Genomic DNA, 20,034 nt, shown 5'->3' on the forward strand with positions numbered 1-20,034 from the left:
AGCCTCGGTGGACGCGGGGCCGGGAGGGGCGGTCGCACACAGCACAAGGCCAGGACTGCGGGGCGGCGTCGACAGACACGGCGTTCTCCGTTCGGGCGGTGCGGGCGGGGCAGGGGTCAGGCAGACGGCTGGGTGCGGCGAGCCTGCTCGGCGCCTGTAGCGACGCCGTTGAGGTAGTCCCAGGCGGCGCTGAAGGAGCGGGGGCCGGTGATGCTCGAGCCGATGGCGAGGTCGTAGTAGCCGGACATGATCACGCCGTCGGCGGTGTACTGGCTGCGGTGAGCCTCGACGCGGATGCCGGTGTCGTGAGCGACGGCGGCGGCCTTCCAGGTGAGTTTCGTGAACTCGTCCCAGCCTTGCTCAAGGGCAGGCTCAATGCGGCTGCCGCGAGGGGTGCGGATGCGGGTGACGTTCATGTCGTCTCCTTCAGCGGGTTGAGGGCGCGGCGGATGTGTCCGATGGCGGCGAGGTAGGCGCCGTCGAAGTCGGGGTGCTTCGGGTTGGCGCGGACCGCGGCTTCGATGCGGTCGCACTCGGCGCGCACCCGCGACACCGTGCCGAGGGCTTCGGCGATGACGGGCACCCGCAGGACAGCGTCGGCGGCGGCTTCCGCGTTGAGTCGGTCACCGTTCCAGTCGGTGAGGGGCCACAGCGCCTCGGCGATCTGGTCGCGGACGCCGGCCGGGGACGGGACGGGGGCGGGGGTGTCAGTCACGGGGGTCTCCAGTGGGGGTGTCAGGGGGCGGAAGTTCAGGCCGGGTTCCTGGGGTCGCTGCGAAGGTGACGGGCGAGGTCCCGGTAGGCCCGACCGCGAGTCCACCCGTGCCCCGCTCGGGTGCCGAGGGTGGGGTGTTCGGCGAGGTAGCCGTTGAAGTAGTTCTTCGCGGCGCGCCAGTTGCGGGCCTTGATCCGGTCCCACTCGCGGCGGAGGGAGGCGCGCAGGGAGCGACGGGCGTCCTTGCGGTCGGGGTTGTGGACGAAGTGCTGCCAATCGGCAAGGAGGCCGACCGGGTAGATGCCGATCTCGCTGATGGTGACTCCGTCGAGGTGCTTCATTTCGGTTCCTTTCGGGCGGGGTTGGTGGACTGGCGGGGCTGCGGGGCGCTGTGGCGGCTCTGAGCGTCGTTCTGCGGGCCTGGCGGGGATGGAGTCGCTTCGGGCGTTTGCGGGCCGCAGACGGGCGCACAGCCACACCCACGGCCCTGCTGCGGTCTCACGCGGCGGCCGCCTTCGCTTCGCGGCGGGCTCGGCGCCGCTCGGCCCGGTAGGCGCGCTCGCCCTCGGGGCAGCCCTCCGTGCACGCCCACGGGTCCTCGCCCCGGTACACGTGCGCGGCGAACCCGGCATGGTCCCCGTGGCGGCGCGGCTTCCCGTCCAACAGGCCCGCCCGGCAGGCGAGGAGGACGGCATGGGGTGCGTTCCGCGCGGAGAGCTTGGCCAGCACCCGGTTGACGGCGGCGGTCAGGCCCTTGTGGGTCAGGACGAGTTCGTCGGCGATCTCGGCGTGGGTGTGTCCGGCGGCGACCAGCTCGAGGATCCGGAGCTGGTGGTCGGTCAGCAGCGGCGCGGTCACAGGGTTCCCTCCATCACGTCGTTGATGGGCTGGTAGGGGTTGAAGCGGCGGGGCGGGCTGGTGGCGGGTCGGGCGTAGCCGTGCCACGGGTCGGCGTCGAACCCGTTCGGTTGCCGGGTTTGCGGGCCGTGGAGGTCGACGACGGCCCGGTCCGCTTCGGCGAGCTGCCGGTCAAGCTCCGGACCGTCCGGCCACAAACACGGGCCCACATCCCACGCGGCGGTCACGAGGCGGCCTGTTCGGGCAGCGAGTCGAAGCGGCGGCGGAGCGTCCACTGGTGGCCGCAGTTGGCGTTCTGGCAGTAGGCGCGGATCCGGACGGTGTGCGGGTCGTGCTTGTGGCCGCTCTCGAGGTCGGGGTGCTGCGGTCGGACGACGCCGTCGCTGCCGATGACGGCCGGTCCCCAGTCGCTGTAGCTCTCGACGTCCTCGGCGATGCCGCACTGGTGGCCGCACTTCGTGCAGGCGAGTGGCCGGGCGGGTGTGTGGGTCATGGTCGTCTCCTCGGTACGGTGGGGGTGCGCCCGGCCGGATAGCCCCCGGCCGGGCGACACGCGTTCACGGGGCAGGGGTCAGGTCCTCGTTCAGGCCGTCGTCATCGCCATTCGTGAGCGAGTCCGAGAGCCACGCGGCAAGCCCGTCGGCTGCGTCGTCGCTGACGTTCCGGGACACCCACTCGATCGCGGCGGCGAGGTTGTAGGCGTAGCCGGATCCGAGGACGGAGGCCATGCGCAGAGCGGGGTCTGCGTCGACGCCTGCGGAGCCGGTTGCGGGGAAGTAGTCGCGGCTCGCGTCGAGCAGTTCGCGGCGGAGTTCGGTGCGGTTCTCGTGGTAGGGCAGCGGCTTCATGTGGGTCTCTCCTTCGGGTTGGGGCGGGAGGGGCTAGACAGCGGGGGCCAGGGCGGCCGGGGTGGGCTCGGTGCCGAGGTCCTGGGGGGTGTGGATGACGGCGCGCAGTCGTTCCCCGATCCAGGTCCCGACCTGCGGGCTGACGGCGTTGCCGAAGCCGTCCACTTGATCGCGGGCCGAGCCCCAGACAGTGAAGGTGCCTCGGTAATCGCGGAAGTCGACGTCGAAGCCGCAGCCGCGGCCGATCTCGTGGGCGGCCATCATTCGGTAGAAGCACTCTTCGATCGGCAGTTCCGAGAGCGCAGGCCCCCACTCGGTCGTGAGCAGTGCTGTTGTGTCGCGGGCGGTGAGAGTCCCCAAGGGGTCGGTCACCGGGTGTGCTGCGGTCTCGCTGCCCGTGGAGCCGTTCTGCTTGAACCAGCCGGCCGCGGTCAGCAGCCCGGGTATCTGCTCGGCGGTGAAGGCCGGCATCGTTTCGGCGTACATGGTGGGCACCGTGTGCTTCCGGTACGGAATGACCCCGGAGGAGACCACGGCGAGAGTCTCGGAGCCGACCTGGGTGGGCAGCGGCTCACCGGCGCCGCGCGGTGCGCCCTGATAGTTGTCCACGGCGAGCGCGAGCGCCGACTCATCCCACAGGCCCTGGCCGGTCGACAGCAGCGCAGTCTCCTGCTGGCTGGTCTGCGTCGCCAACGGCTGCAACAACAGCCGCTCCGAACCGTGCACACCCTTCGCGGGCATGAGGATCGCCGGGAAGTCCGCGAACTTCTGACGGCACCGCTCGATACGGGCTGTCGTCGACGCGGCGAACGGACCGCGGTGGCCGTCCTTGAAAGTCTTGACCGGCCGGTCACCGATGCGGGTGCCGAGGTCGCTCAGGTCGAGCGCGGTGATCGACGGTGTCATCGGCGGAACGACCGCGGCACGGCAGGACGGGCAGCGGTACTCGTACTGCTCGCCGTAGGCGACCTTCCCGGTCGGCGGGATCCCGGTCTTCCACGTCCACACCGCTTCGACGTCCTTGTCGCAGCGGTGGCACCGCGACACGGGCCGGTGCTCGAGGTCCGGCATGGGCAGGGACTTGTGGACGAACACCCAGTAGCCGCGGTTGCGTGACTGCGGAACCCCGAAGAACTGGGAGTTCAGGAACAGCACCCTGTGGTTGTAGTCCAGCAGGTCGAACTGCTTGAGCCACCACCGGTAGGTGGAGCCGTCGCCGACCTTCTTGCTGCCCGGGAGGAGCGGGCCCCACGACTGCAGCTCGGTCGTGCACTCCACGAGGATCATCCGCGGCCGGTGTGTCTGCGCGTAGTGCAGGACGCAGTTGGCGGTGGCCCGGTCGCGTTCGGAGCGGGTGACCCGCGCCTCGTAGTCCGGGTCTTCCATCCCGAACAAGGTCAGCCCCTGCGCATAGGCTTTGAGGGTGTTGGCCTGTGAGTGGTTGACGCAGCTGACGCCGGCTACCAGTAGGTCGGCCGCGGGCAACTCGCGCACCGAGTGGTAGTCGGACGCTTCGGGGTCGACCAGGTCGGCGATCCAGTGCTCGGCGTAGGAGTGGTTCGCCTCGTGGACCTCGACCTTGTAGGGGTTGTGGTTCGCGGCCATGATCGTGGTGAATCCGGCGCGCCTGATGCCCTCGGTCAGCCCCCCGAAGCCGGAGAACAGGTCGACCGCGACGTACTCGTCGTGGCGGAATCGGCGCTGCTTGACGGCCGGCCGGTGTGTGGCGGTCCGGGGCAGCTTCTTGGAGGGGCGGGCCATCAGGTCTCCTTCTGGCAGTCAGCGCACGGTTGCGGTGTGGGGCCGGTGGCGGCGGTGCCGCAGGGCCAGGCGCCGGGACGGCGGATGTGGAAGCAGGGCGTCTCGTCGACCGGGTCGGCGTCACGCTGGGCCGGGACCTTCGGGGAAAGGCCGGCGGCGAGCATCAGCAGAGCCTTGAGGTCCCCCTGCTCGCGGGCGGCGACGATGTCCTCTTCGGACGGCTCGAAGCTCATGTCTGGGCCATGTCGACGAAGCGGGCGTAGTGCCCCTGGAACGCGGTCGTGATCGTCGCGGTGGGTCCGCCGCGGTGCTTGCCCACGATCAGGTCGGCCTCGCCGGCTCGAGGGGACTCGACCTCGTAGGCGTCCTCCCGATGCAGGAGGATCACGATGTCGGCGTCCTGCTCGATTGCTCCGGACTCGCGCAGGTCGGAGACCATGGGCTTCTTCTCGCTGCGCTGCTCCGGCCCGCGGTTGAGCTGGGCGAGCACGATGACGGTGATGCCGAACTCCTTGGCGAGGAGCTTCAGCTGGCGTGACAGCTCGGACACGGCGACCTGCCGGGACTCCGCCTTCGGCGCCTGCATCAGTTGCAGGTAGTCGACGACGACGAGCCGAAGTCCGGCGGTGCGGACGAGGTTGCGGACCCGGGCTCGCAGCGCCGGCATCGACAGGCCGGCCTGGTCGTTGATGTGCAACGGCGCGGGCTTGATCTTCACGGAGGCCCGGGCCATCCGCTGCACGGCCGCGGTGTCGTCGCCGACGATGCCCTGCTTGATGTGGTGGAGGGCGACCTGCGCTTCAGCGGAGACGATCGAGTTGCCGAGCTCGTCTTCGCTCATCTCGAGGGACTCGAACAGGGTCGGGATGCCATTACCGATCGCGGCGGCCCGGGCGAAGCAGAGACCCATAGTCGTCTTGCCCATGGCAGGCCGGGCCCCGATGACGACGAGCTGCCCGGGGGCAAAGCCGCCGCAGAACAGGCTGTCGAGGTCGATGAATCCGGTGGGGATCCGGTTGTCGTTGGTCGGAGGGGTGACAGACCGCTCGAGGACTCCGGCGAGCAGGTCGCCGACGAGGCGGGTCTCCCCGTCGCTGCTGGCGCGGACGACGCCGTCGAGTTCGGTCTGGGCGACGGCCACGTCGCTGTCCGGGTCGAACGCGGCGGAGCGGGCGAGGAGGCGGCTGTTGTGGCCGTGGGCGTCGAGCCGGCGGGCGATCGCCTTCCGGGTGATTCGCTGCGCGTACCAGTCGGCGGAGCCGACGGCTTCGCTATACAGCTCGGCGAGCTGCTGCTGGTTGAGCGGGACGACGGGGATGCGGCCTTCGGCGCGCCATGCCTGGAGCTGCCTGTCGACGGCGAGGTAGCGGATGTCGCCCTTCTGGAAGTGGGGGGCAAGCTCTTCGACGGCGAACCAGACCCACCGGAAGCGGTCGTCGGTGATGTCGCTGGGGTCGAAGCCCTGAGCGGGCAGCTCATCGACGAGCGCGGGCTGGCTCATGATCGTGGCGGCGAGGACGCGCTCAGCGTCGAGGTCGGCGATCAGGTTCGACGTGGCTGTCTCGTCGAGCGGGGTCTCCCACATGTCGGTGCTCACGCGGCGGCCCCCTCGCGGCGGTCGGCGCCCTCGAGGAGGAGCACTCCGCCGCGGAACATTTCCCGCAGCCGGGACTGGACACGGTCGCCGACGATGTCTCCGGTCGCGCCGGGCAGCACGTCGCAGGTGATGAGCACCGGACGGCGGTTGATGTACCGCTCGTCGAACAGTTCGTACAGCCGCTCCTGGGTCCACCCGGTCGGCGAGACGCGGGCGGCGGCCAGGTCGTCGATGTACAGCAGGTCGGCCTTCTGCAGCTGGGCGGTCAGGACGCGGGCGTCGTAGTCGTGGTTGTCGGGGCGGAGCGCGTCGAAGAGGGAGGTGGACCGCCAGGCTTCGATGGAGGGCCGCCGGCCGGTGCGGGTGACGCGGCGCTCGAGCCAGAGCCGGGCGGCCTGCCAGGCGGTGTGGGTCTTGCCGACGCCGATGGCTCCGGTGAGGAACAGGTTCCGCGGGGCGTCCGTTCCCTGGGCCGCCCACTGGACGGCGGTGGGGTGGATGTCGACGTCGTGGCGGTAGATCACGGGGGTGCTGTGGATGAATGCGGCGAGGGCGGCCTCGCGGCGCTCGCGGTAGACCGACTCGCGCGGGTCGAGCTGGTCGTCAGAAGTTGAGTGCACGCTGCCTCTCCTGTTCGGTCATGTGGCTCATGTCTCGGGGTGCGGTCTGCGGGCCGGCGGGCTGCTGCCTGCGCTGGTTGGTGGCCTGGCGGCGGAGGGTGGGGTACTTCTCGCGGAGCTTGGCCGGGGTGAGGATGTGGGCGTTCCAGAAGTCGTCGGCGTGGGCCCAGTCGATGGCGGCGATGGCGTGGTCCGGGGTGACGCCGTCGATGTCGATGAGGCGTCGCATGTCGGTGCGCCACTTGGCGGTGATGCGGGGGCGCTTGTCGCCGCCCTTCTCGATCACCGAGGCGAGGTGCTTGCAGACGCGTTCGACGTCGTGCCGGGGCGGGGTGTCTTCGGACTCCGCAGGAGTTCGAGAAGTCTTTTGTTCTTCTTCTGTCTCTGTCTCTGTCTCTGGTTCGGTTTTGCTTCCCGCTTGCTTCGCTTTTGCTGAAGCACTTGCTTCGCGGTTTGCTTCGGCTCCGGAGGCTGCGCGGCGGGACTCGCCGGACCGCTTGCCGCCGCGTTGACCTGCGGCGGAGCGCTTGGCTCGGAGGTCGGCGACCTCTGCTGCGGAGCGCTGGTGCTCGAGGTAGTCGTGGATGACGTAGGCGTCGGCCCCTGCTTCGGGGCAGGTCGGGCAGTCGTGTTCGCCTTCGTGCCACAAGCCAACGCGAACGAGTGCTGAAGCACTTGCTTCGGGTTTGCTTCCGTCGGTGAGTCGAGGGACGAGCCGCTTCGGGAGCACGCCGTCGGTGAGCTGTCGGGAGGCGTAGGCCAGGCCGCAGATGTACAGCCAGCCGGCTTCGCCGCCCGCCTCGATGATCTTCGGGTGGTCCGGCAGACCGTCGTGCACCTTGACGTAGGTGCGCTTGTCCTTCTCGGCCATTGGGCTTCCTTCTCGGGAGGGTGTCGTCGTCTTCTGCGGCTGCGGCGGACAGCCCTCATGGAGGTGATGCGGGTGGGGTGAACCAACCGACAGAATGAGAATAGCGTTCGCGGTCGCTCTTCGCGACCACGATGTGCGTACACGTGGCGCGACCACAGAGAGTTGTGCAACCATGTGCTGCATGGACGCCCTCGAGATGGAGATTCAGGCAGCAGCGAAGAAGCGCGCGCGATCGGAAGCCGCCTTCAAGCGCGACGACGAAGAGCTGCGTGTTCTCCTGGTGAAGGGACGCGCCGCCGGCCTCGGGCCCTCCCAGATGGCGAAGCTGACCGGCTTCACCCGCGAGTGGGTCGCGAAGATCGCACCGGATCCGCAGGCTGCTGCCAAGCGCGACGCCATGGTGCGGCGCATGCGCAAGAGCTCCGAGTCCTGACACGTCCCCTCCTCCCTTCCTGCCCCGCCTTGTGGCGGGGCTTTGCCGTGCGTTCAGGCGGCGGTGTCGAGCCGCTCGGGGTGTCGTTTCATTGCCTGCTGGAGGTGGTTGCGGGTGACGCCGAGGCGGGCCGCGGCGACGTCGACGGGGATGTCGAGGCGGAGGAGTTCGCGGGCGTCTTCGGCGAGCGAGGCTTCGCGGCTGGCGGCTGTGGCCCGCTGGGCGAAGAGGCGCTTGTTCCGGTCCTCGCGTGTCAGGTGGGCGTGGTCGGCGACCCACCGTTCGTGCGCTTCGGCGCAGCGCTCACACATGGCCAGCTTCTGAAGGGTGTGGACCCAGTAGCCGCGGTCTGTTCCGCAGTGCCCGGTCCATTCGGGGTGGGCTGCAGGATTGTCGAGGTCGTCCCAGGCGGCGGGGGGCGCCCACTGATTCCGCTCTGCTCGTCGACGGGATCGGGTGGAGGTGCCTACAGTCCCGGCGAGTTTCCGGTAGCCGGCATCGATCCGCTGTGCGACGTGCAGCTTGACGACGGAGAGGCTTCCGTTCACCAGGTCGCTGATCATGGAGTGTTCTACGCCGCTGGCTATCGAGATGGCCTTGCAGGGGTGTGCGGCGGCGAGAAGTGCGCGGATGCGTCGGATGCTGCCGATGGCGGGGACGAGCCGGCCGGGCGGGATGGCGTCACCGGGACGGACGGCGAGGATCTTGTTGGCTGTGGTCCGGCGGCACTGCGGGATACGGCCCGTCAGGATCTTGTGGAGGGTGGAGCTTGAGCAGCCGGTGGCGGCGGCGAGTTGGACCCATCCGGCGCCGGCGTTGAAGAGGTCGCGGATGTGGTCGGCGACTGGGGCTGTGTCGACCATGAGGGTGCGGCCTGTGGCGTTGAGGTAACGGCGTCGCTTGTCGTAGGCGTTCTCGGCGTCGCGGCAGGGGCGGCAGGGGCATGGGGGGATTCCGCCGCTGGGGCGGCCTTTGGCGCGGGCGGTGGTGCCGTGGTCGGCGAGGGGCTTGGTGGCGGTGGTCACTGGCCGTTCTCCTTCCGGCGGTCGAGGCGGTGCTGGGTGTCGGCGATGCGGGCGGCGCGGTGGGCGTCGGGCCAGATGGCCCAGACCCGGTCGTGGTCGTCGAGGGCTTGGGCGAAGTGGCGGCACTCGCGGGCGATGGCGGCATCGGCGAGGACGTCGGCTTCGGTGCGGACGGGCGGGGCGGGCCGGCGGTAGCGGCGCCACAGGGCCGAGCCCGCGGCGTACACGGCGGAGGCGGCGAGGGCCACAACCGGCAGCAGGGCGAGGCTCACGCGGTCCACCGCCTGACGGGAATCCCGGCCTGCTCGGCGAGGGCGGCAGTGTGGCTGGCGCCGCGGCTGCCGTTCTTGATGAAGGCGAGGCAGACATCGGCGCCGAGGTTGACCATCTGGGCGTTGCGGATGAACCCGGCGCGCTTGCCGTTGAGGGACCAGTTCGCGGGGTGCGCTTCCTCAGTGACGCCGCCGAGTCCGGTGGCGGGCCAGTCGCGGACCCATTGGGCGGCGTGCCGGTCGGCCCCGCGGGGGCAGGCGCCGTGGACGATGATGATGGGGTTGCGGACGTCGTTCCAGACGCGGGCGAGCTCGCGGCGGACGAGGCGCTCGTCGTCCCAGTCGCGGCTGCCGGTGACGAGGACTCGGTACGGGCGGTCGGCCATCAGGCTGCCCTCCGTGCGCGTCGCTGTTCGGCTATGGCGCGGCCGCGGTCGCTGAGTCGCCAGCAGGCGATGCGGTGGCCGTTGGTGGACGGGAGGGTGGAGGGGACGACGCGGCCGGTGTGTTCGATCAGGCCGGCGGTGCGGAGGCTGTTGATGGCGGCGCCGAGGTAGCCGTGGCCGAGTTCGGGGAGAACGTCCCTGAGGCAGTTCGCGGAGAACTCGCGGTGGCGGGTGCCGAAGTGGAACACGGCCTGCTCGACGAGGAACCTGTCCCAGGAGGACTGGTCGGCGATGGTCTCGAGACGGATGTCTTTCTCGGCCGAGGCGAGGCGTTCGGCGACGGTGATGCGGCGGGTCATGACGGTCACCGGTCCTGCTCGAAGTGGACAGCGGTCAGCGCCTTGAGCTCTTCCGCGTGGCGGCGCTGCATGGCCTGTAGGGCCTTCTCGTGCGGGTAGCAGAGGGCGAGGGCCCCCCAGCCGGGCCGCATGCCGGGGATCCAGGTCGCGCCGTATCCGCCGCAGCTGTTGCAGCGAAGGTTCCAGCCGATCAGTCCGGCCTGCGCGGCTTCCTCGGGGGTGTTCTTCGGCGGGCCGAACCGGTCGCGGGTGGTCTTCGTGGTCATGGGCTTGTCCCTTCGGGTGTGGTTCTCTGGTGGTCGGAGCCGGCCGCATTGCCCGCGGCCGGCTCCAGGCGTGCGGGCTAGAAGGGGACGTCGATCTCCGCATTCCGCTTGGCCTTGCGGGCGGTCGGCGAGAGCCATGCGTTGCGCGGGTCGCCCCAGCCGATGTCCTCGATGTAGGCGTCGACTTCGCGGTCGATGTTGAGGTCGACGGAGTCGAGGTACTTGGCGAGGCCGAGCGCGTGCTGGTGAGCTTCGTCGCCTTCGCTTAGTGCGAGCCCTTCGGCGACCTGCCGGATCAGCGCGAACCGGTAGGTGTGGATCGCGTGTCGATAGCTGGCCACATCGGCTGCCGCTGTCTCGCCCGCGGCGAGCGTGGCATGGACCTGGGCGGCGGCAATGACTCCCTCTCCGCCGTTGCCGAGCTCAGGGAACTCCGGGTCACGGAGAACCCCTTCGACGAGGCGGATCGCTTCGGCGCGGTGGTTGATGGTCATGCCGCACCGTCCTTGCCGCCGAGGTCGGCGATGTTGAGGGCGGGCCGGTCGGGGACGATCTCGGCGTGCGCGACGCCGGACAGTTCCTCGGCGACGTAGGGCATGCCGTGGAGGACGTCGCTCGCGATGAGCCGGCAGAGTTCGCCGGTGGCGCGGGCGACGAGCATGGTCTGCCGCTGCTTTTTCCACTCCGACTTGTCGGTGAGCCCGAGCTGCGCGGCGCGGTCCAGGTCCCAGCGGACTTCCTGCCAGGCTTCGGACCCCTTGCGGCGGCCGCGCATGACGCAGTGCTCGGAGGTCGATTCGACGAGCTCGATCTCGTGGCCATGGGCCTGGACGAGACCCCGCATGGCGTGCGCCCGCAGGGCCGGGGTGCCCTGGATGATGTCGACTGCCTTGAGGCTGGCCATGGGCTTGAGGCCCAGTTCGTTTCCGGCGAGGATCACGGCGGTGACCTCGTCGGGCTTGCCGCGGAGCGCGCCCGCGAAGCTGGTCTTGCTGATGGACTCGGCGACCTGGGAGATGACGCGGGCTTCGCGGGCCCACTTCTCCATGGCGCTCTCGCCGGCCTGCGTGGGGCCGGTGCCGTCGGGGACGGCGGGCATGTTCTGCTGTTCGTAGGTGGCGAGCTCGGTCATCGGAGGTACTCCTCGGCTTGGCGGATGCTGTCCCAGCTGGGCATGGCGATGGGCGGTATCTCGGTGGTGGTCCCGGTCCAGTCGGGCCAGTTGCCGGTGGCCTGGCAGTCGGCGTAGATGCGCAGTGCGCGTTCGTTGCGGGCGCGGCCGGTGTCGCGGTCTTGCTGGACGAGCTCCCCGACGGTGATCAGGTGCGGGGGCTGCTTGGAGACGAAGACGAAGACGAAGCGGACGTCGGCGGGCTTGAGGACGGCGGTGATGCCGTCGATGTAGAGCGGGTCTTGCTGGTGGTAGGAGTGGTCGCGGATGGCGCGGGACACGGTCTCCGGATCCGACGACTTGATCGTCTTGAGGTCGACGGCGAGCGTCAGCCCGGGGTACTCCTTGAGCCAGTCGGGGCGGGCTCGGCAGCGGACCCCGGTCGCCGGGTCGGTCCAGTACAGGGACCGTTCGGCGATGCCCTTGCCGGCGAACAGCGGCCCGGCTTGCGGGTGCTGGCGGATCGCGGCGGCCATGGCTTGCACCTGCTCGTACTCGTGATGCAGGAGCGGTACCCGCCGCTGGTCGTAGGCGGCGTCCCGCTTCTCGCGGGCATCCGCCTTCAGCCAGTTCGGGGCGTCGATGACTTCGATCTCGTGGCCGTCGCCGAGGATCTCGGTGTGGGTGGCGTTGCCGAGGTCGAACTCCCGCTTGGGCGGCTTGGGGTTGTTGCGGTCGTACAGGTACTGGGCGGGGCAGCCGGGCGGGAGGAGGGCCCGCAGCCCGGACGACGAGATCGACGTCCGGTCTGCGTGGTAGTCGTCCGCGGGAAGCCCGTCCACGAACGCCGGCTCGGTGTCGACGGTGGCGGTCACTGTCCACCGTCCAGTTCGTCGGCGCAGTCTTCGCAGAGGGGCTTGCCGCCTTCCCGGACGAAGGGCCCGTTGTCGTCGCCGCAGCGGTCGCAGGTCAGGGGGCCCATCACGCCGCCGCCTTGCCGCTGGCGATGGTCTGGAGCTTGGCGACGGTGTCGGCGTTGCCGTCCTTGAGGGCGGCGACGAGGGCGGGGTAGATGGTGCGGAGCAGCGCGGTGTGAACGTAGTCGGCCCGGTCGATGGTGACCATGAGGGACTGGGTGAAGCTGCCGGGCTGTACGCCGCCGGGGCGGCCCCAGTGCCAGAGGACGTGGCGTGCGGTCTCCGGGCTGATGGGCTGGGTCACTGATGTCTCCTGTGCGGGGTGGGTGGTGTGGGGCGCCGGGGCGGCCGGTCGTGGCACGGTCGGCCCGGCGCCAGTTCAGGCGGCCTGGTAGTCGCGTTCGGCGCGGAGGGTGGAGGCGTGGAAGCTGGCGGAGATTTCCGGCAGTTCGTGCGCGGTGGTGATGTGGTCGGTCATCTGCTCGACGGCCTGCTCGCTGGCGGTGACGGTGTACCGGCAGCGCGGGGAGGGGCAGGTCAGGTACTCGCGCATCACGCCGCCGTCTCCTTGCCGAGTGCGTCCCAGAGGGGCCGGACGTCGATGCCGGTCGGGTGGGTGGGCTGGTCGTCGGGGTCGATGTCCCGGGTGCCGGCGGGGGCGTCGATGGCGAGGATGTTCGCCTTGAACGCCCGCAGCTCAAGCAGCTCGGCCCGGTCCGCGGCGAGTTCGTCGGCGCGCTGCTTCTCCTGCTGCCAGCCTTCGATGGCCTGGTCGCGGTCCTCCATGAGGAGGGTGAAGAAGTCGGAGGCGGCGACCTCGCGGGCGAGGAGGATCTGGTTCTCGGTGCGGAGCCGGTCTATGACGACGTCCGGGTCGTGCTTGCCGGCCTTGCGCCACGGGAGGGTGAGGCTCACGACTCGCCTCCCTCGTTGCGGCGTTCGACGATCCAGCCGGGGCCGCGGTCTGCGGTGCGCTCGTCGCCGTAGGGGGGCCGGTAGCGGAGCCGGTAGGTGTGGTGGTCTTCGGCCGGGTCGAGGACGGTGATGCCGTTGGTGCCGAGCTTGTCGGCGAGGGCGAGGAGCGGGTCGGCGCCCCATTCGGTGAGCCGGTTGAGGGCGTCGGCGAGGTCCTGCCAGCGGGCGTACTCGATGGCGTCGAACATGCGGGCGACGGTGTTGTCGTCGGGGCGGCTCACGACTCGTCCTCCTCGTCGTCTTCGTCGTAGGAGGCGCAGCGGCCGCCGTCTTCGGCGCCGACGAAGTCCGCGTCGCAGCCGGTGCCGCAGTCGGGGCAGCCCCAGCCGTTGCACCCTCCGGCGTCGCAGCCGGAGAAGTAGGCTTCCTGCTCACAGTCGGGGCAGCCGCGCTCGTCGGGCGTGAGGTGTTCCCGGTCCGGGTCGAGGAACACGACCTCGGTCACGGGACCGGCGGTGAGGTTGATGGGCTGGCTCACGACTCGTTCTCCTCTTCGGTGGCCAGGCGGCGGAGTGTGCGCCAGGCGGTCCGGCGGGCGGGGTCGCGTTCGGCGGCGATGCGCTCGTCGATCCACGACAGGTCGCGGGTCGGCGTGATGCGCTGTTGGCGGGGGTTGAGGGCGATGAGGAGGGCCATGGCGGCGAGGATCAGCAGGCCGATGCCGGCGACGATCGGGTCGTAGCTCACGCCGTGGCCGCCTTCCGGTGCTCGCAGGTACCGAGGAAGCAGGGCTCGGCCTGCTGCTTCCACTGGGCGCGGGTGAGGAGGTGGATGCTCCAGCCCTGCCTCTGCTCGCGGTCCCGGTCCCGCTGCCGGGGCACGAACTCCTTGTGTGCGTCCTCGGCGGTGAGGGCCTGGTCGCCGTGGAGGCTGCTCCAGGTGCAGCCAGCGGCGTCGACGCGGATCCAGAAGCAGTCGTTCAAGGCGACGGTCTGTCCGTCGAGTTCGACCATGAGCTTCATCGGGTGCTCCCTGTGCGGGTGAGTCGGCGGCCGAGGGCGGTGAGGCTGAGGCCGATGGCCCACAGTCCGGCCGCGAGTACGGCGAGGTGGTTGGAGAAGCGGATGCCGGCCATCAGCGGCCGTCCCCGAAGAACTCGTCAGGGATCTCGTAGAGGCCGGCTTCGGCCGAGGCGCGGACGGCGGGGTCGGTTATCCAGGCCGGGACCTTGGGGCGCTCGGTCAGCTCCAGGCCGACAAGCAACGGACGCGCCGCCGGCTCGGGCACCACCGGCAGGGCGGTCAGGAGCTCGGACACGACAACCTCAGTGCGGGTCATGACACGGCCGCCGAGTCGGACATGCGGCGCAGCGCCCGGACGCACAGCCGGATCGCGAGGAGGAACCCGGGGCCGGCGCCGGAGGATTCCGGGGTCATGTCCAGGGCCAGCTTGTCCGCGGCCTCACGCAGGACGTCGTTGCGCGGCGCCCATCCGGCTTCACGCAGCGCGGTCACGTACCGGTCGAGGCAGCGCTCGCAGTCCGGGCACTTCCGGTCGCCGGGCTCGTCGCCGCAGCTGCCGCACATGGCACCCGCGTTGCTGAGGGCCTGCTTGGCAAGCTCGTCGTGGAAGCTCATGCCGCCACCGCCTTGCGGGTGGACCAGTTGCCGTCGGGGTGACGGATGATGAAGTCACCGAACTTGGCGACGATCCGGTCGGGCCCGGCACCGATGCGGAGGCCGGTTACGGTCAGCTTGCCGTCGACGGTCTCCCAGTAGCCCTTGGCGTAGATCCCGTCGCGGTCGACCGCGTCGTCGATGTCGCCGATGTTCCGCTGGGTGAGCTGCCAGGTCTTGCAGCCCTCTGCCTCCAGCTCCAGCAGGGGCTGGCAGGTGGGGCACTCGTGGCGGACGTCGGTGAGGTTGCCGTTCTGGTCGACGTCGCGGTTGTCGACGTCGCCGAGGAGCTGCCCGCAGCCGTTGCAAGCCCGCTTCAGCTTGCTCGTGGTGGACTTGCGGCCCAAGTCGTTGACCGTGACGACGTCCGGCGTGTTCGTGCGCGGGGCCACGTCGACGTGGGTGAGGCAGATGCCGCCCGAGTAGCCCTCGACGGACACGACCGGCTCGCCGTGACCGAGGATCCACGCCGGGGTGCGGGTCACCGTCTCCAGCTGCTTGAAGAAGCCGGGGTTGTTGTCCTCGGGGCGGGTCAGCGGGTAGGCGATGACGGGTGTGCCGATCGGGAACCGGCGGTTGAACTCGTCGGCCTGCCGCTGACCCTCCGCCTTATCGGCCGCGAGCTGGGCCTGGTAGTCGCTCATCGCTGGTCTCCTGCGGTCGTGGTGCGGGCGGTGAGTCCGGCTTCGATTTGGTCGTGCTGCTGGAGGAGGAGTTCGCCGTGGGCGACTGCCTCGCTGGTGTCGGAGTGGAGGCCGCAGCGCTTGGCCAGCCCGATGAGCGGCAGGTGCAGCAGGGGGTTGTCGTCGGCGACCATCTCCGGGCCGGCGACCGGGTCGAACTCTTGGCCGTCCCAGTGCCAGTGGGCGTTGAACGCGTCGACGTAGTTCGAGGCGAGGTTCCACACGCGGTGGTCGTCGGTCGTGAACAGACGCACCAGCGGGCGAGTGGTGTCGCCGGAGGAGCGGGGCGGGATACCGATCGTCGCCATCACCGCTCACCCGCCTCTCCGACGTAGCGGGCGTAGACCGTGTGCTGTCCGGCCTCGTGGCGGTACTCGGCGTCGAAGGAACCTGCGGGCATGTAGCCGACGCTCAGGGCGCGGCGGATGTGGCCAGCGAGCACCCTGCCGGTGTTCTGTGACGCCACGACCTTGACCCGCTGCCACGTCCCAGCCTTGGCTCGGAGCGAGGCCGCGACGGCCGTGTGGTCCAGGGGCCCATCGGCCTCCGGCTGCTTGTCCCCGGCGGCAGGGGACGGGGAGGAGGAGGCGAGCAGCGCGCCGATCGCGGCGACCGCGTCCGTGACGCCCTGGTTGTACGCCTCGTCCTCCGGTGTGCCGGTGTTGTCCTCCAGGTACTCGGAACGGGCGGCCTCGATCGCCTCGGCCAGCACCTCGGCGCGGAAGGCGTCAGCAGCGGCCTCGAAGCGGTCGCGGCTGTCGCTGAGGAAGCAGTCGCGCAGTTCGTCGCGGGCGCTCATGCCGCCACCGCCTTCGGGGTCACGATCAGGCCCGGGTTGTAGGCGGCGAGGACCTTGTTCGCCCACGCCAGCTCGGCGAGCTGCTGCTCACGGTCCGCCTGGTCCTCGTAGCGCAACAGGCCGGCGCCGACCGGGGCGTGGTAGCGGGACGCGTCCACCGCAGCGAACTCGGCGTCCATCTCGGCGCGGAGGACCGGGACCGGAATGCAGTCGCCGATCATGGACTCGACGAGGCCCGGGATCGGGACAGCGGGGAAGTCGACGGCGATCACAGGGACTCACCGCCCTCGACCAGCTCGCGGATGTCGACGGCGTCGCACGGCTTGTCGCCACCTCGGCAGGTGCACAGGCCGTCGCGGGCGATGTAGTACGCCTCGCCCCAGGACAGGTTCTCCGCGACGCGGCTGTACTTCTCGAAGTCCCTGGCGATCTGCCAGCGGACGTCCCGCTCGGCCTCGGCGCGCAGCCTCTTGACCTCTTCCAGGAGGCACAGGGCGATCTCGTGCAGGGCCTTCTCGGCGCCGCTCTCGTAGGTGGCCGTCGACCAGGTCTTCGTGCGCTCGCCGTACTGGGCGAGCCGGACCTCGGCCGCACGCGGGCTCAACTCACCCGACAGATTGGTGGATACTCGGGACACTGGGTCCTCTTCTCTCTCGCAGGTTGGATGCGTACAGAGGGGTGGAGCTGGGATGTGGCCCCGTCTGCCGGCTAGCCCCCGGCGGCGGGGCCGCGCCGATCAAGCGGCAGCGGCGGCCGGCCTGCGGCCTGCGCGGTGGTGGTGCCGGGCCTCCGGCGGGCGCATGTCGTGCGCGGCGGTGGCAGCGGACTCGCGAGCCGCGAGGACCGCGGCCTGGTGGAGGCCGGCGAGGTACGCCTCGACGTCCTCGATGCGGGCGGCTGCCTTCTTGCCGATGAAGAAGGTGACGGGGCCTTCGCCCCGCATGCGCCACTTCTTGTAGGTGCTGACGCTGATGCCGAGCCGGGAGGCGATACCGGGGATGACGGCGGTGCCGTCCTCGCTGCGGTAGTCCTCGATCCAGACAATGCCGTCGGGCGGCGGCTGGACCGTGAGCTTTCGGTTCTGGGGCACGTGGGGCTCCTCTTATGTGGGGGGCGGGGTTGCCCCGGGGGTGGAGTACTGCGGCTTCGTAGCCGCATCGTTCCAATCCGGAGACGCGGGGGGCGCGAAAAGGACCAGGACGGCTACGCCGACTACCCCCGCGATGCGGTGGGCTACGTCGAAGTCGCAGTCCTTGCGCTCGCCGGTGAGCAGGTGGCCTATCAGCGCGTGATGGCTGAGACCTACTGCTTCGGCGAGTCCTCGGACACTGAAGGGGGTTCCGCGCCCTGGGTGATCCATCACCCATCTGAGGATCTTCGGGTCACGAAGCTCATAGCGGACGTTCATGGATCTCCATCGGAACGGTTCGGCTCTCGATATGAACAGTGAACCAGATCGAATCCGCAGCGTCTACCGATTGGAACGGCCGAATGTGAAGTTTCCGCAAAGCCGAGCCGACGCTACGATCAATCCGTAGACGATTCGTCTTCGAGGGCAGATGGTTGTACGGCCTGGCCTGCAATTTGTAGAGTCAGCGCGGACTACATGAGAGACAGTCGCTGTGAACCAGACCGGAGGAGAGAGAGGCATGGAGGCGGCAGCCCCCGACATCGAACGCGGCAGCGCCTCGCCGGAGCCCCTCCCCGATAACCTCGTCAGGGACATGGACCGCGATGCGCTCAGCCGCCTAGTACGCGACGTCAACGACGACGGCCGCGGCGTCTCCTATCAGGCCATGGCAGACAGAGCCGAAGCTGCCGGCCACCCCCTGTCCAAGCCCTACTTCCAGAAGCTCGCCACCAACGCCGTCACCCAGGCCCCCAACCCGGAGCGCCTGCGCGGCATCGCCGCCGGCCTGCAGAAGCCGCTCCCCGTGGTGCAGCGAGCTGCCGCACAGCAGTACCTCGAGTACGAGGCCACCGAGCTGGCCGGCTACGACGAGGACATCCGCGTCATCGTCGCGCACCTTGCGGGCATGGAGAAGACGGAGCGCCGCCGCTGGCAGGCGATGATCGAGGCGGACGAACGCACCAAGCGCGACCACGAGGGATAGGCGCCCCAGCCTGCACCTTCACATTGACGTGCCATCAGATCGCGACAGACCGTTGTGGCTCGGACACAGGAACGATACGGTTCCGAATCCGAACACTTTCGCCTCAGGGGACCCCCATTTCCCTGCTTGCCCCACGGGGGTGGATCTGTGCTGTCTGTCCGCTACGAACTCGAAGACCTTCCCGAAGACGCCCCGGTTCGCGTGCGGGAGGGCAGGGGATGGGTCAAGTACGAGCTGTCCCGTGGCCTGTTCGTGCCCGAGCACGCTGCTGCACTCGAAGCTGCGACCAGCATGGTCATTGCTGGAGGACAGTGGTTCCAGCTGTGGCGCGGCGACGTCGTGTCGTACTACTCGCCGGAGAAGGAGCTGGTGCATGCCCGGGTACATCGAGGATCGCTGGTTCAAGAAGGGCCCAGTCGATCCTGAGACGCAGAAGGCGACACGGGTCAAGACGGCCCGCCACGGCCAAGGTAAGCGGTGGCGGGTCACGAACATCCCCGGTGTTCGGGACCGCTCCTTCGACAACCTGAAGGGCAGGCACGGCGCTGAGGCGTGGCTCAAGGCGTCGTCCACCGACTCTAGCCGGGGCACCTTCTACGACCCGCGCGACGGTGCCATCACGCTGCGGGAGTACGTCGAGCAGTATTGGTGGCCGAACCTGCGCAAGGCGCCCGGCACCCGGCAGTCCATGAAGCCGAGGGTGTTCAACCACATCCTCGCCCACGCCGGGCACCTGCCGCTGAACCGGATCGGCCACGACGAGATCCGGGCCTGGCTCACCCGCGTCGAGCAGGACATCGACGTCAACACGGTGCGCACCACGTGGCGCCACTTCTCGTCCATCATGCAGGCCGCGCACAAGGCGAAGCGGATTCCCGAGAATCCGTTCCGCGACGAGGACTTGTCTCCTCCGTCTGCGCCGCCGTCGAAAGCGAAGGCATGGCCGCAGGAGACCGTGGCCGCCGTGCGGGGTGAGCTCGGCGACCGCTACGGCATCCTGCTGGACCTGGGTGTCGGGGCCGGCCTGCGGCAGGGCGAGTGCTTCGGCTTCTCCCCCGACGACATCGACGGCGACGAGATCGCCGTCGTGCGCCAGGTCGTCCGCATCGGCGGCAAGCTGGCGTTCGCCCCGCCGAAGGGCAACAAGACCCGCACCGCGCCGTGCCCTTCGGAGCTGGCCCGCGCGGTGAAGGAGTACGCGAACGTCTTCCCCACGGTCGAGGTGACGCTGCCGTGGGTGGACCCTGACCGGCCGAACCTCGAGTGGGAGAAGCGACCCAGGCGGACAGTACGTCTCCTTGTGACCACGCTCAGGACCGGCGGAGCGGGCGGCGGGGCGATCAACCGGGCGACGTTCGACGACAAGCAGTGGAAGCCGGCGCTGGCCCGCGCCGGGGTGATCCCGCCTCCGGAGGTCGAGTACGTCCAGGCTCAGGGCAAGAAGCCGTGGGCGCGTAAGTCGTGGGCCATGCCGCGGGAGGACGGCTTCCACGTCACCCGTCACACGTTCGCTTCCATCGTGCTGGCGGAGGGTGAGACAATCACTCAGCTGGCCGCGTGGCTTGGTCACTCGGACCCGGCGTTCACGCTGAGGACTTACGTGCACTTCATGCCGAAGTCGGGTAGGCGGGCGCTGGCCGCGTTGGGCGCTTGGATGGCGCCGCCCCCTTCCTCCGTCTCGCCCGAGAGCGATTGCCCCCAGATTGCCCCCAGCGACAATCTGGATCAAGGAATCTAAGGCTAAGTCGCAGGTCAGAGACCTGAGCGGCAGACGAGTCGGGCTGTACGCCGGGTTCTGTCGCCCGGTG

Annotated in this window: 39 protein-coding genes; 4 read left to right on the top strand and 35 right to left on the bottom strand. The window is 69.7% G+C overall.

What is annotated here, in order from left to right:
- Positions 1-116: 116 nt before the first annotated feature.
- The 12 genes from BLT82_RS26815 to BLT82_RS26865 form a co-directional block, all read right to left on the bottom strand.
- On the bottom strand, positions 117-416 hold the full coding sequence (locus tag BLT82_RS26815) for a hypothetical protein (protein WP_093659325.1): 300 nt from the start codon (positions 414-416) through the stop codon (positions 117-119).
- Positions 413-715, bottom strand: a complete 303-nt coding sequence (locus BLT82_RS26820; RefSeq protein WP_093659327.1) for a hypothetical protein — start codon at positions 713-715, stop codon at positions 413-415. The genes BLT82_RS26815 and BLT82_RS26820 overlap by 4 nt, the downstream gene beginning before the upstream one ends.
- A 35-nt stretch (positions 716-750) precedes the next feature.
- The gene (locus BLT82_RS26825) at positions 751-1,056 is read right to left on the bottom strand and encodes a hypothetical protein (RefSeq protein WP_093659329.1); all 306 of its coding nucleotides are present in this window, start codon (positions 1,054-1,056) and stop codon (positions 751-753) included.
- 157 nt (positions 1,057-1,213) lie between these two features.
- Positions 1,214-1,573 carry a response regulator transcription factor gene (locus BLT82_RS26830; protein ID WP_167746097.1) on the bottom strand — a complete coding sequence of 120 codons (360 nt, stop codon included), beginning with the start codon at positions 1,571-1,573 and terminating at the stop codon, positions 1,214-1,216.
- Positions 1,570-1,800 carry a hypothetical protein gene (locus BLT82_RS37305; protein WP_167746098.1) on the bottom strand — a complete coding sequence of 77 codons (231 nt, stop codon included), beginning with the start codon at positions 1,798-1,800 and terminating at the stop codon, positions 1,570-1,572. Before BLT82_RS37305 ends, BLT82_RS26830 begins: the two co-directional genes overlap by 4 nt.
- On the bottom strand, positions 1,797-2,066 hold the full coding sequence (locus BLT82_RS26835; RefSeq protein ID WP_093659333.1) for a hypothetical protein: 270 nt from the start codon (positions 2,064-2,066) through the stop codon (positions 1,797-1,799). Before BLT82_RS26835 ends, BLT82_RS37305 begins: the two co-directional genes overlap by 4 nt.
- Positions 2,067-2,130: 64 nt before the next feature.
- Positions 2,131-2,421: a hypothetical protein gene (locus tag BLT82_RS26840; protein ID WP_093659335.1), complete on the bottom strand. Its 291-nt coding sequence runs from the start codon at positions 2,419-2,421 to the stop codon at positions 2,131-2,133.
- A gap of 33 nt (positions 2,422-2,454) precedes the next feature.
- On the bottom strand, positions 2,455-4,182 hold the full coding sequence (locus tag BLT82_RS26845; protein ID WP_244529643.1) for a DNA cytosine methyltransferase: 1,728 nt from the start codon (positions 4,180-4,182) through the stop codon (positions 2,455-2,457).
- Complete coding sequence (locus tag BLT82_RS26850; protein WP_093659337.1) at positions 4,182-4,415, bottom strand: hypothetical protein; 234 nt, start codon at positions 4,413-4,415, stop codon at positions 4,182-4,184. Before BLT82_RS26850 ends, BLT82_RS26845 begins: the two co-directional genes overlap by 1 nt.
- Entirely contained in the window at positions 4,412-5,779 is a 1,368-nt protein-coding gene (locus BLT82_RS26855) for a replicative DNA helicase (protein ID WP_244529645.1), read from the bottom strand. Before BLT82_RS26855 ends, BLT82_RS26850 begins: the two co-directional genes overlap by 4 nt.
- Positions 5,776-6,399, bottom strand: coding sequence for an ATP-binding protein (locus BLT82_RS26860; protein ID WP_093659339.1), 624 nt, complete (start codon positions 6,397-6,399; stop codon positions 5,776-5,778). The genes BLT82_RS26855 and BLT82_RS26860 overlap by 4 nt, the downstream gene beginning before the upstream one ends.
- Entirely contained in the window at positions 6,383-7,270 is an 888-nt protein-coding gene (locus BLT82_RS26865) for a hypothetical protein (RefSeq protein ID WP_093659341.1), read from the bottom strand. Before BLT82_RS26865 ends, BLT82_RS26860 begins: the two co-directional genes overlap by 17 nt.
- 181 nt (positions 7,271-7,451) lie before the next feature.
- On the opposite strand from BLT82_RS26865, the gene BLT82_RS26870 reads away from it, so the two are divergent.
- Positions 7,452-7,703 (top strand): hypothetical protein, encoded by a 252-nt coding sequence (locus BLT82_RS26870; RefSeq protein WP_093659343.1) that lies wholly within the window; start codon positions 7,452-7,454, stop codon positions 7,701-7,703.
- 53 nt (positions 7,704-7,756) lie between these two features.
- On the opposite strand, the gene BLT82_RS26875 is transcribed toward BLT82_RS26870, so the two are convergent.
- From BLT82_RS26875 to BLT82_RS26980, 23 genes are all read right to left on the bottom strand, one after another.
- The gene (locus tag BLT82_RS26875; protein WP_093659345.1) at positions 7,757-8,728 is read right to left on the bottom strand and encodes a helix-turn-helix domain-containing protein; all 972 of its coding nucleotides are present in this window, start codon (positions 8,726-8,728) and stop codon (positions 7,757-7,759) included.
- Positions 8,725-9,009, bottom strand: coding sequence for a hypothetical protein (locus tag BLT82_RS26880; protein WP_093659347.1), 285 nt, complete (start codon positions 9,007-9,009; stop codon positions 8,725-8,727). Before BLT82_RS26880 ends, BLT82_RS26875 begins: the two co-directional genes overlap by 4 nt.
- Entirely contained in the window at positions 8,997-9,386 is a 390-nt protein-coding gene (locus BLT82_RS26885; protein ID WP_093659349.1) for an SLOG family protein, read from the bottom strand. Before BLT82_RS26885 ends, BLT82_RS26880 begins: the two co-directional genes overlap by 13 nt.
- Positions 9,386-9,745, bottom strand: coding sequence for a hypothetical protein (locus BLT82_RS26890; protein ID WP_093659568.1), 360 nt, complete (start codon positions 9,743-9,745; stop codon positions 9,386-9,388). The genes BLT82_RS26885 and BLT82_RS26890 overlap by 1 nt, the downstream gene beginning before the upstream one ends.
- Before the next feature lie 5 nt (positions 9,746-9,750).
- Entirely contained in the window at positions 9,751-10,011 is a 261-nt protein-coding gene (locus tag BLT82_RS26895) for a hypothetical protein (protein ID WP_093659351.1), read from the bottom strand.
- A 77-nt stretch (positions 10,012-10,088) separates the two neighbouring features.
- Positions 10,089-10,505, bottom strand: a complete 417-nt coding sequence (locus BLT82_RS26900) for a hypothetical protein (protein WP_093659353.1) — start codon at positions 10,503-10,505, stop codon at positions 10,089-10,091.
- Entirely contained in the window at positions 10,502-11,143 is a 642-nt protein-coding gene (locus BLT82_RS26905) for a hypothetical protein (RefSeq protein ID WP_093659355.1), read from the bottom strand. The genes BLT82_RS26900 and BLT82_RS26905 overlap by 4 nt, the downstream gene beginning before the upstream one ends.
- On the bottom strand, positions 11,140-11,997 hold the full coding sequence (locus BLT82_RS26910) for a PD-(D/E)XK nuclease-like domain-containing protein (protein ID WP_167746099.1): 858 nt from the start codon (positions 11,995-11,997) through the stop codon (positions 11,140-11,142). Before BLT82_RS26910 ends, BLT82_RS26905 begins: the two co-directional genes overlap by 4 nt.
- Positions 11,998-12,103: 106 nt before the next feature.
- The gene (locus BLT82_RS26915) at positions 12,104-12,343 is read right to left on the bottom strand and encodes a hypothetical protein (protein WP_093659359.1); all 240 of its coding nucleotides are present in this window, start codon (positions 12,341-12,343) and stop codon (positions 12,104-12,106) included.
- Between the two features lie 75 nt (positions 12,344-12,418).
- Positions 12,419-12,592, bottom strand: coding sequence for a hypothetical protein (locus BLT82_RS37310; RefSeq protein WP_167746100.1), 174 nt, complete (start codon positions 12,590-12,592; stop codon positions 12,419-12,421).
- Positions 12,592-12,954, bottom strand: coding sequence for a hypothetical protein (locus tag BLT82_RS26920; RefSeq protein WP_093659361.1), 363 nt, complete (start codon positions 12,952-12,954; stop codon positions 12,592-12,594). The genes BLT82_RS37310 and BLT82_RS26920 overlap by 1 nt, the downstream gene beginning before the upstream one ends.
- Positions 12,951-13,235 carry a hypothetical protein gene (locus BLT82_RS26925; protein ID WP_093659363.1) on the bottom strand — a complete coding sequence of 95 codons (285 nt, stop codon included), beginning with the start codon at positions 13,233-13,235 and terminating at the stop codon, positions 12,951-12,953. The genes BLT82_RS26920 and BLT82_RS26925 overlap by 4 nt, the downstream gene beginning before the upstream one ends.
- Positions 13,232-13,492: a hypothetical protein gene (locus tag BLT82_RS26930; protein WP_093659365.1), complete on the bottom strand. Its 261-nt coding sequence runs from the start codon at positions 13,490-13,492 to the stop codon at positions 13,232-13,234. Before BLT82_RS26930 ends, BLT82_RS26925 begins: the two co-directional genes overlap by 4 nt.
- Positions 13,489-13,701, bottom strand: coding sequence for a hypothetical protein (locus BLT82_RS26935; RefSeq protein WP_093659367.1), 213 nt, complete (start codon positions 13,699-13,701; stop codon positions 13,489-13,491). The genes BLT82_RS26930 and BLT82_RS26935 overlap by 4 nt, the downstream gene beginning before the upstream one ends.
- On the bottom strand, positions 13,698-13,976 hold the full coding sequence (locus tag BLT82_RS26940; RefSeq protein WP_093659369.1) for a hypothetical protein: 279 nt from the start codon (positions 13,974-13,976) through the stop codon (positions 13,698-13,700). Before BLT82_RS26940 ends, BLT82_RS26935 begins: the two co-directional genes overlap by 4 nt.
- A gap of 112 nt (positions 13,977-14,088) precedes the next feature.
- Positions 14,089-14,271: a hypothetical protein gene (locus tag BLT82_RS26945; RefSeq protein ID WP_093659371.1), complete on the bottom strand. Its 183-nt coding sequence runs from the start codon at positions 14,269-14,271 to the stop codon at positions 14,089-14,091.
- A gap of 17 nt (positions 14,272-14,288) precedes the next feature.
- Positions 14,289-14,591: a hypothetical protein gene (locus BLT82_RS26950; RefSeq protein WP_093659373.1), complete on the bottom strand. Its 303-nt coding sequence runs from the start codon at positions 14,589-14,591 to the stop codon at positions 14,289-14,291.
- Positions 14,588-15,274, bottom strand: a complete 687-nt coding sequence (locus BLT82_RS26955) for a hypothetical protein (protein WP_093659375.1) — start codon at positions 15,272-15,274, stop codon at positions 14,588-14,590. Before BLT82_RS26955 ends, BLT82_RS26950 begins: the two co-directional genes overlap by 4 nt.
- Positions 15,271-15,621 (bottom strand): hypothetical protein, encoded by a 351-nt coding sequence (locus BLT82_RS26960; protein WP_093659377.1) that lies wholly within the window; start codon positions 15,619-15,621, stop codon positions 15,271-15,273. The genes BLT82_RS26955 and BLT82_RS26960 overlap by 4 nt, the downstream gene beginning before the upstream one ends.
- Entirely contained in the window at positions 15,621-16,112 is a 492-nt protein-coding gene (locus tag BLT82_RS26965) for a hypothetical protein (protein WP_093659379.1), read from the bottom strand. Before BLT82_RS26965 ends, BLT82_RS26960 begins: the two co-directional genes overlap by 1 nt.
- Positions 16,109-16,384, bottom strand: a complete 276-nt coding sequence (locus BLT82_RS26970; RefSeq protein ID WP_404205356.1) for a hypothetical protein — start codon at positions 16,382-16,384, stop codon at positions 16,109-16,111. The genes BLT82_RS26965 and BLT82_RS26970 overlap by 4 nt, the downstream gene beginning before the upstream one ends.
- On the bottom strand, positions 16,381-16,749 hold the full coding sequence (locus tag BLT82_RS26975) for a hypothetical protein (RefSeq protein ID WP_143041545.1): 369 nt from the start codon (positions 16,747-16,749) through the stop codon (positions 16,381-16,383). The genes BLT82_RS26970 and BLT82_RS26975 overlap by 4 nt, the downstream gene beginning before the upstream one ends.
- 99 nt (positions 16,750-16,848) lie before the next feature.
- Positions 16,849-17,202, bottom strand: coding sequence for a helix-turn-helix transcriptional regulator (locus tag BLT82_RS26980; protein ID WP_093659383.1), 354 nt, complete (start codon positions 17,200-17,202; stop codon positions 16,849-16,851).
- A 559-nt stretch (positions 17,203-17,761) separates the two neighbouring features.
- Here BLT82_RS26980 and BLT82_RS26985 point away from each other — a divergent pair.
- The 3 genes from BLT82_RS26985 (at position 17,762) to BLT82_RS26990 (ending at position 19,964) form a co-directional block, all read left to right on the top strand.
- On the top strand, positions 17,762-18,226 hold the full coding sequence (locus BLT82_RS26985) for a hypothetical protein (protein ID WP_093659385.1): 465 nt from the start codon (positions 17,762-17,764) through the stop codon (positions 18,224-18,226).
- Positions 18,227-18,373: 147 nt separating this feature from the next.
- On the top strand, positions 18,374-18,652 hold the full coding sequence (locus BLT82_RS36900; RefSeq protein WP_143041546.1) for a hypothetical protein: 279 nt from the start codon (positions 18,374-18,376) through the stop codon (positions 18,650-18,652).
- Complete coding sequence (locus tag BLT82_RS26990; protein ID WP_208868046.1) at positions 18,600-19,964, top strand: tyrosine-type recombinase/integrase; 1,365 nt, start codon at positions 18,600-18,602, stop codon at positions 19,962-19,964. Before BLT82_RS36900 ends, BLT82_RS26990 begins: the two co-directional genes overlap by 53 nt.
- Positions 19,965-20,034: the final 70 nt, after the last annotated feature.

Source organism: Streptomyces wuyuanensis (assembly GCF_900103455.1).
Taxonomy (GTDB): domain Bacteria; phylum Actinomycetota; class Actinomycetes; order Streptomycetales; family Streptomycetaceae; genus Streptomyces; species Streptomyces wuyuanensis.

Bases quoted from the DNA above. Each gene is read 5' to 3' on its own strand.
- BLT82_RS26890 (WP_093659568.1), bottom strand. From the start codon at position 9,745: ATGACCCGCCGCATCACCGTCGCCGAACGCCTCGCCTCGGCCGAGAAA.
- BLT82_RS26870 (WP_093659343.1), top strand. From the start codon at position 7,452: ATGGACGCCCTCGAGATGGAGATTCAGGCAGCAGCGAAGAAGCGCGCG.
- BLT82_RS26825 (WP_093659329.1), bottom strand. From the start codon at position 1,056: ATGAAGCACCTCGACGGAGTCACCATCAGCGAGATCGGCATCTACCCG.
- BLT82_RS26965 (WP_093659379.1), bottom strand. From the start codon at position 16,112: ATGAGCGCCCGCGACGAACTGCGCGACTGCTTCCTCAGCGACAGCCGC.
- BLT82_RS26815 (WP_093659325.1), bottom strand. From the start codon at position 416: ATGAACGTCACCCGCATCCGCACCCCTCGCGGCAGCCGCATTGAGCCT.
- BLT82_RS26985 (WP_093659385.1), top strand. From the start codon at position 17,762: ATGGAGGCGGCAGCCCCCGACATCGAACGCGGCAGCGCCTCGCCGGAG.
- BLT82_RS26940 (WP_093659369.1), bottom strand. From the start codon at position 13,976: ATGAAGCTCATGGTCGAACTCGACGGACAGACCGTCGCCTTGAACGAC.
- BLT82_RS26845 (WP_244529643.1), bottom strand. From the start codon at position 4,182: ATGGCCCGCCCCTCCAAGAAGCTGCCCCGGACCGCCACACACCGGCCG.
- BLT82_RS26865 (WP_093659341.1), bottom strand. From the start codon at position 7,270: ATGGCCGAGAAGGACAAGCGCACCTACGTCAAGGTGCACGACGGTCTG.
- BLT82_RS26960 (WP_093659377.1), bottom strand. From the start codon at position 15,621: ATGGCGACGATCGGTATCCCGCCCCGCTCCTCCGGCGACACCACTCGC.
- BLT82_RS26990 (WP_208868046.1), top strand. From the start codon at position 18,600: ATGCCCGGGTACATCGAGGATCGCTGGTTCAAGAAGGGCCCAGTCGAT.
- BLT82_RS26850 (WP_093659337.1), bottom strand. From the start codon at position 4,415: ATGAGCTTCGAGCCGTCCGAAGAGGACATCGTCGCCGCCCGCGAGCAG.
- BLT82_RS26950 (WP_093659373.1), bottom strand. From the start codon at position 14,591: ATGAGCTTCCACGACGAGCTTGCCAAGCAGGCCCTCAGCAACGCGGGT.
- BLT82_RS26900 (WP_093659353.1), bottom strand. From the start codon at position 10,505: ATGACCATCAACCACCGCGCCGAAGCGATCCGCCTCGTCGAAGGGGTT.
- BLT82_RS26885 (WP_093659349.1), bottom strand. From the start codon at position 9,386: ATGGCCGACCGCCCGTACCGAGTCCTCGTCACCGGCAGCCGCGACTGG.
- BLT82_RS26835 (WP_093659333.1), bottom strand. From the start codon at position 2,066: ATGACCCACACACCCGCCCGGCCACTCGCCTGCACGAAGTGCGGCCAC.
- BLT82_RS26955 (WP_093659375.1), bottom strand. From the start codon at position 15,274: ATGAGCGACTACCAGGCCCAGCTCGCGGCCGATAAGGCGGAGGGTCAG.
- BLT82_RS26895 (WP_093659351.1), bottom strand. From the start codon at position 10,011: ATGACCACGAAGACCACCCGCGACCGGTTCGGCCCGCCGAAGAACACC.
- BLT82_RS37310 (WP_167746100.1), bottom strand. From the start codon at position 12,592: ATGCGCGAGTACCTGACCTGCCCCTCCCCGCGCTGCCGGTACACCGTC.
- BLT82_RS26905 (WP_093659355.1), bottom strand. From the start codon at position 11,143: ATGACCGAGCTCGCCACCTACGAACAGCAGAACATGCCCGCCGTCCCC.
- BLT82_RS26840 (WP_093659335.1), bottom strand. From the start codon at position 2,421: ATGAAGCCGCTGCCCTACCACGAGAACCGCACCGAACTCCGCCGCGAA.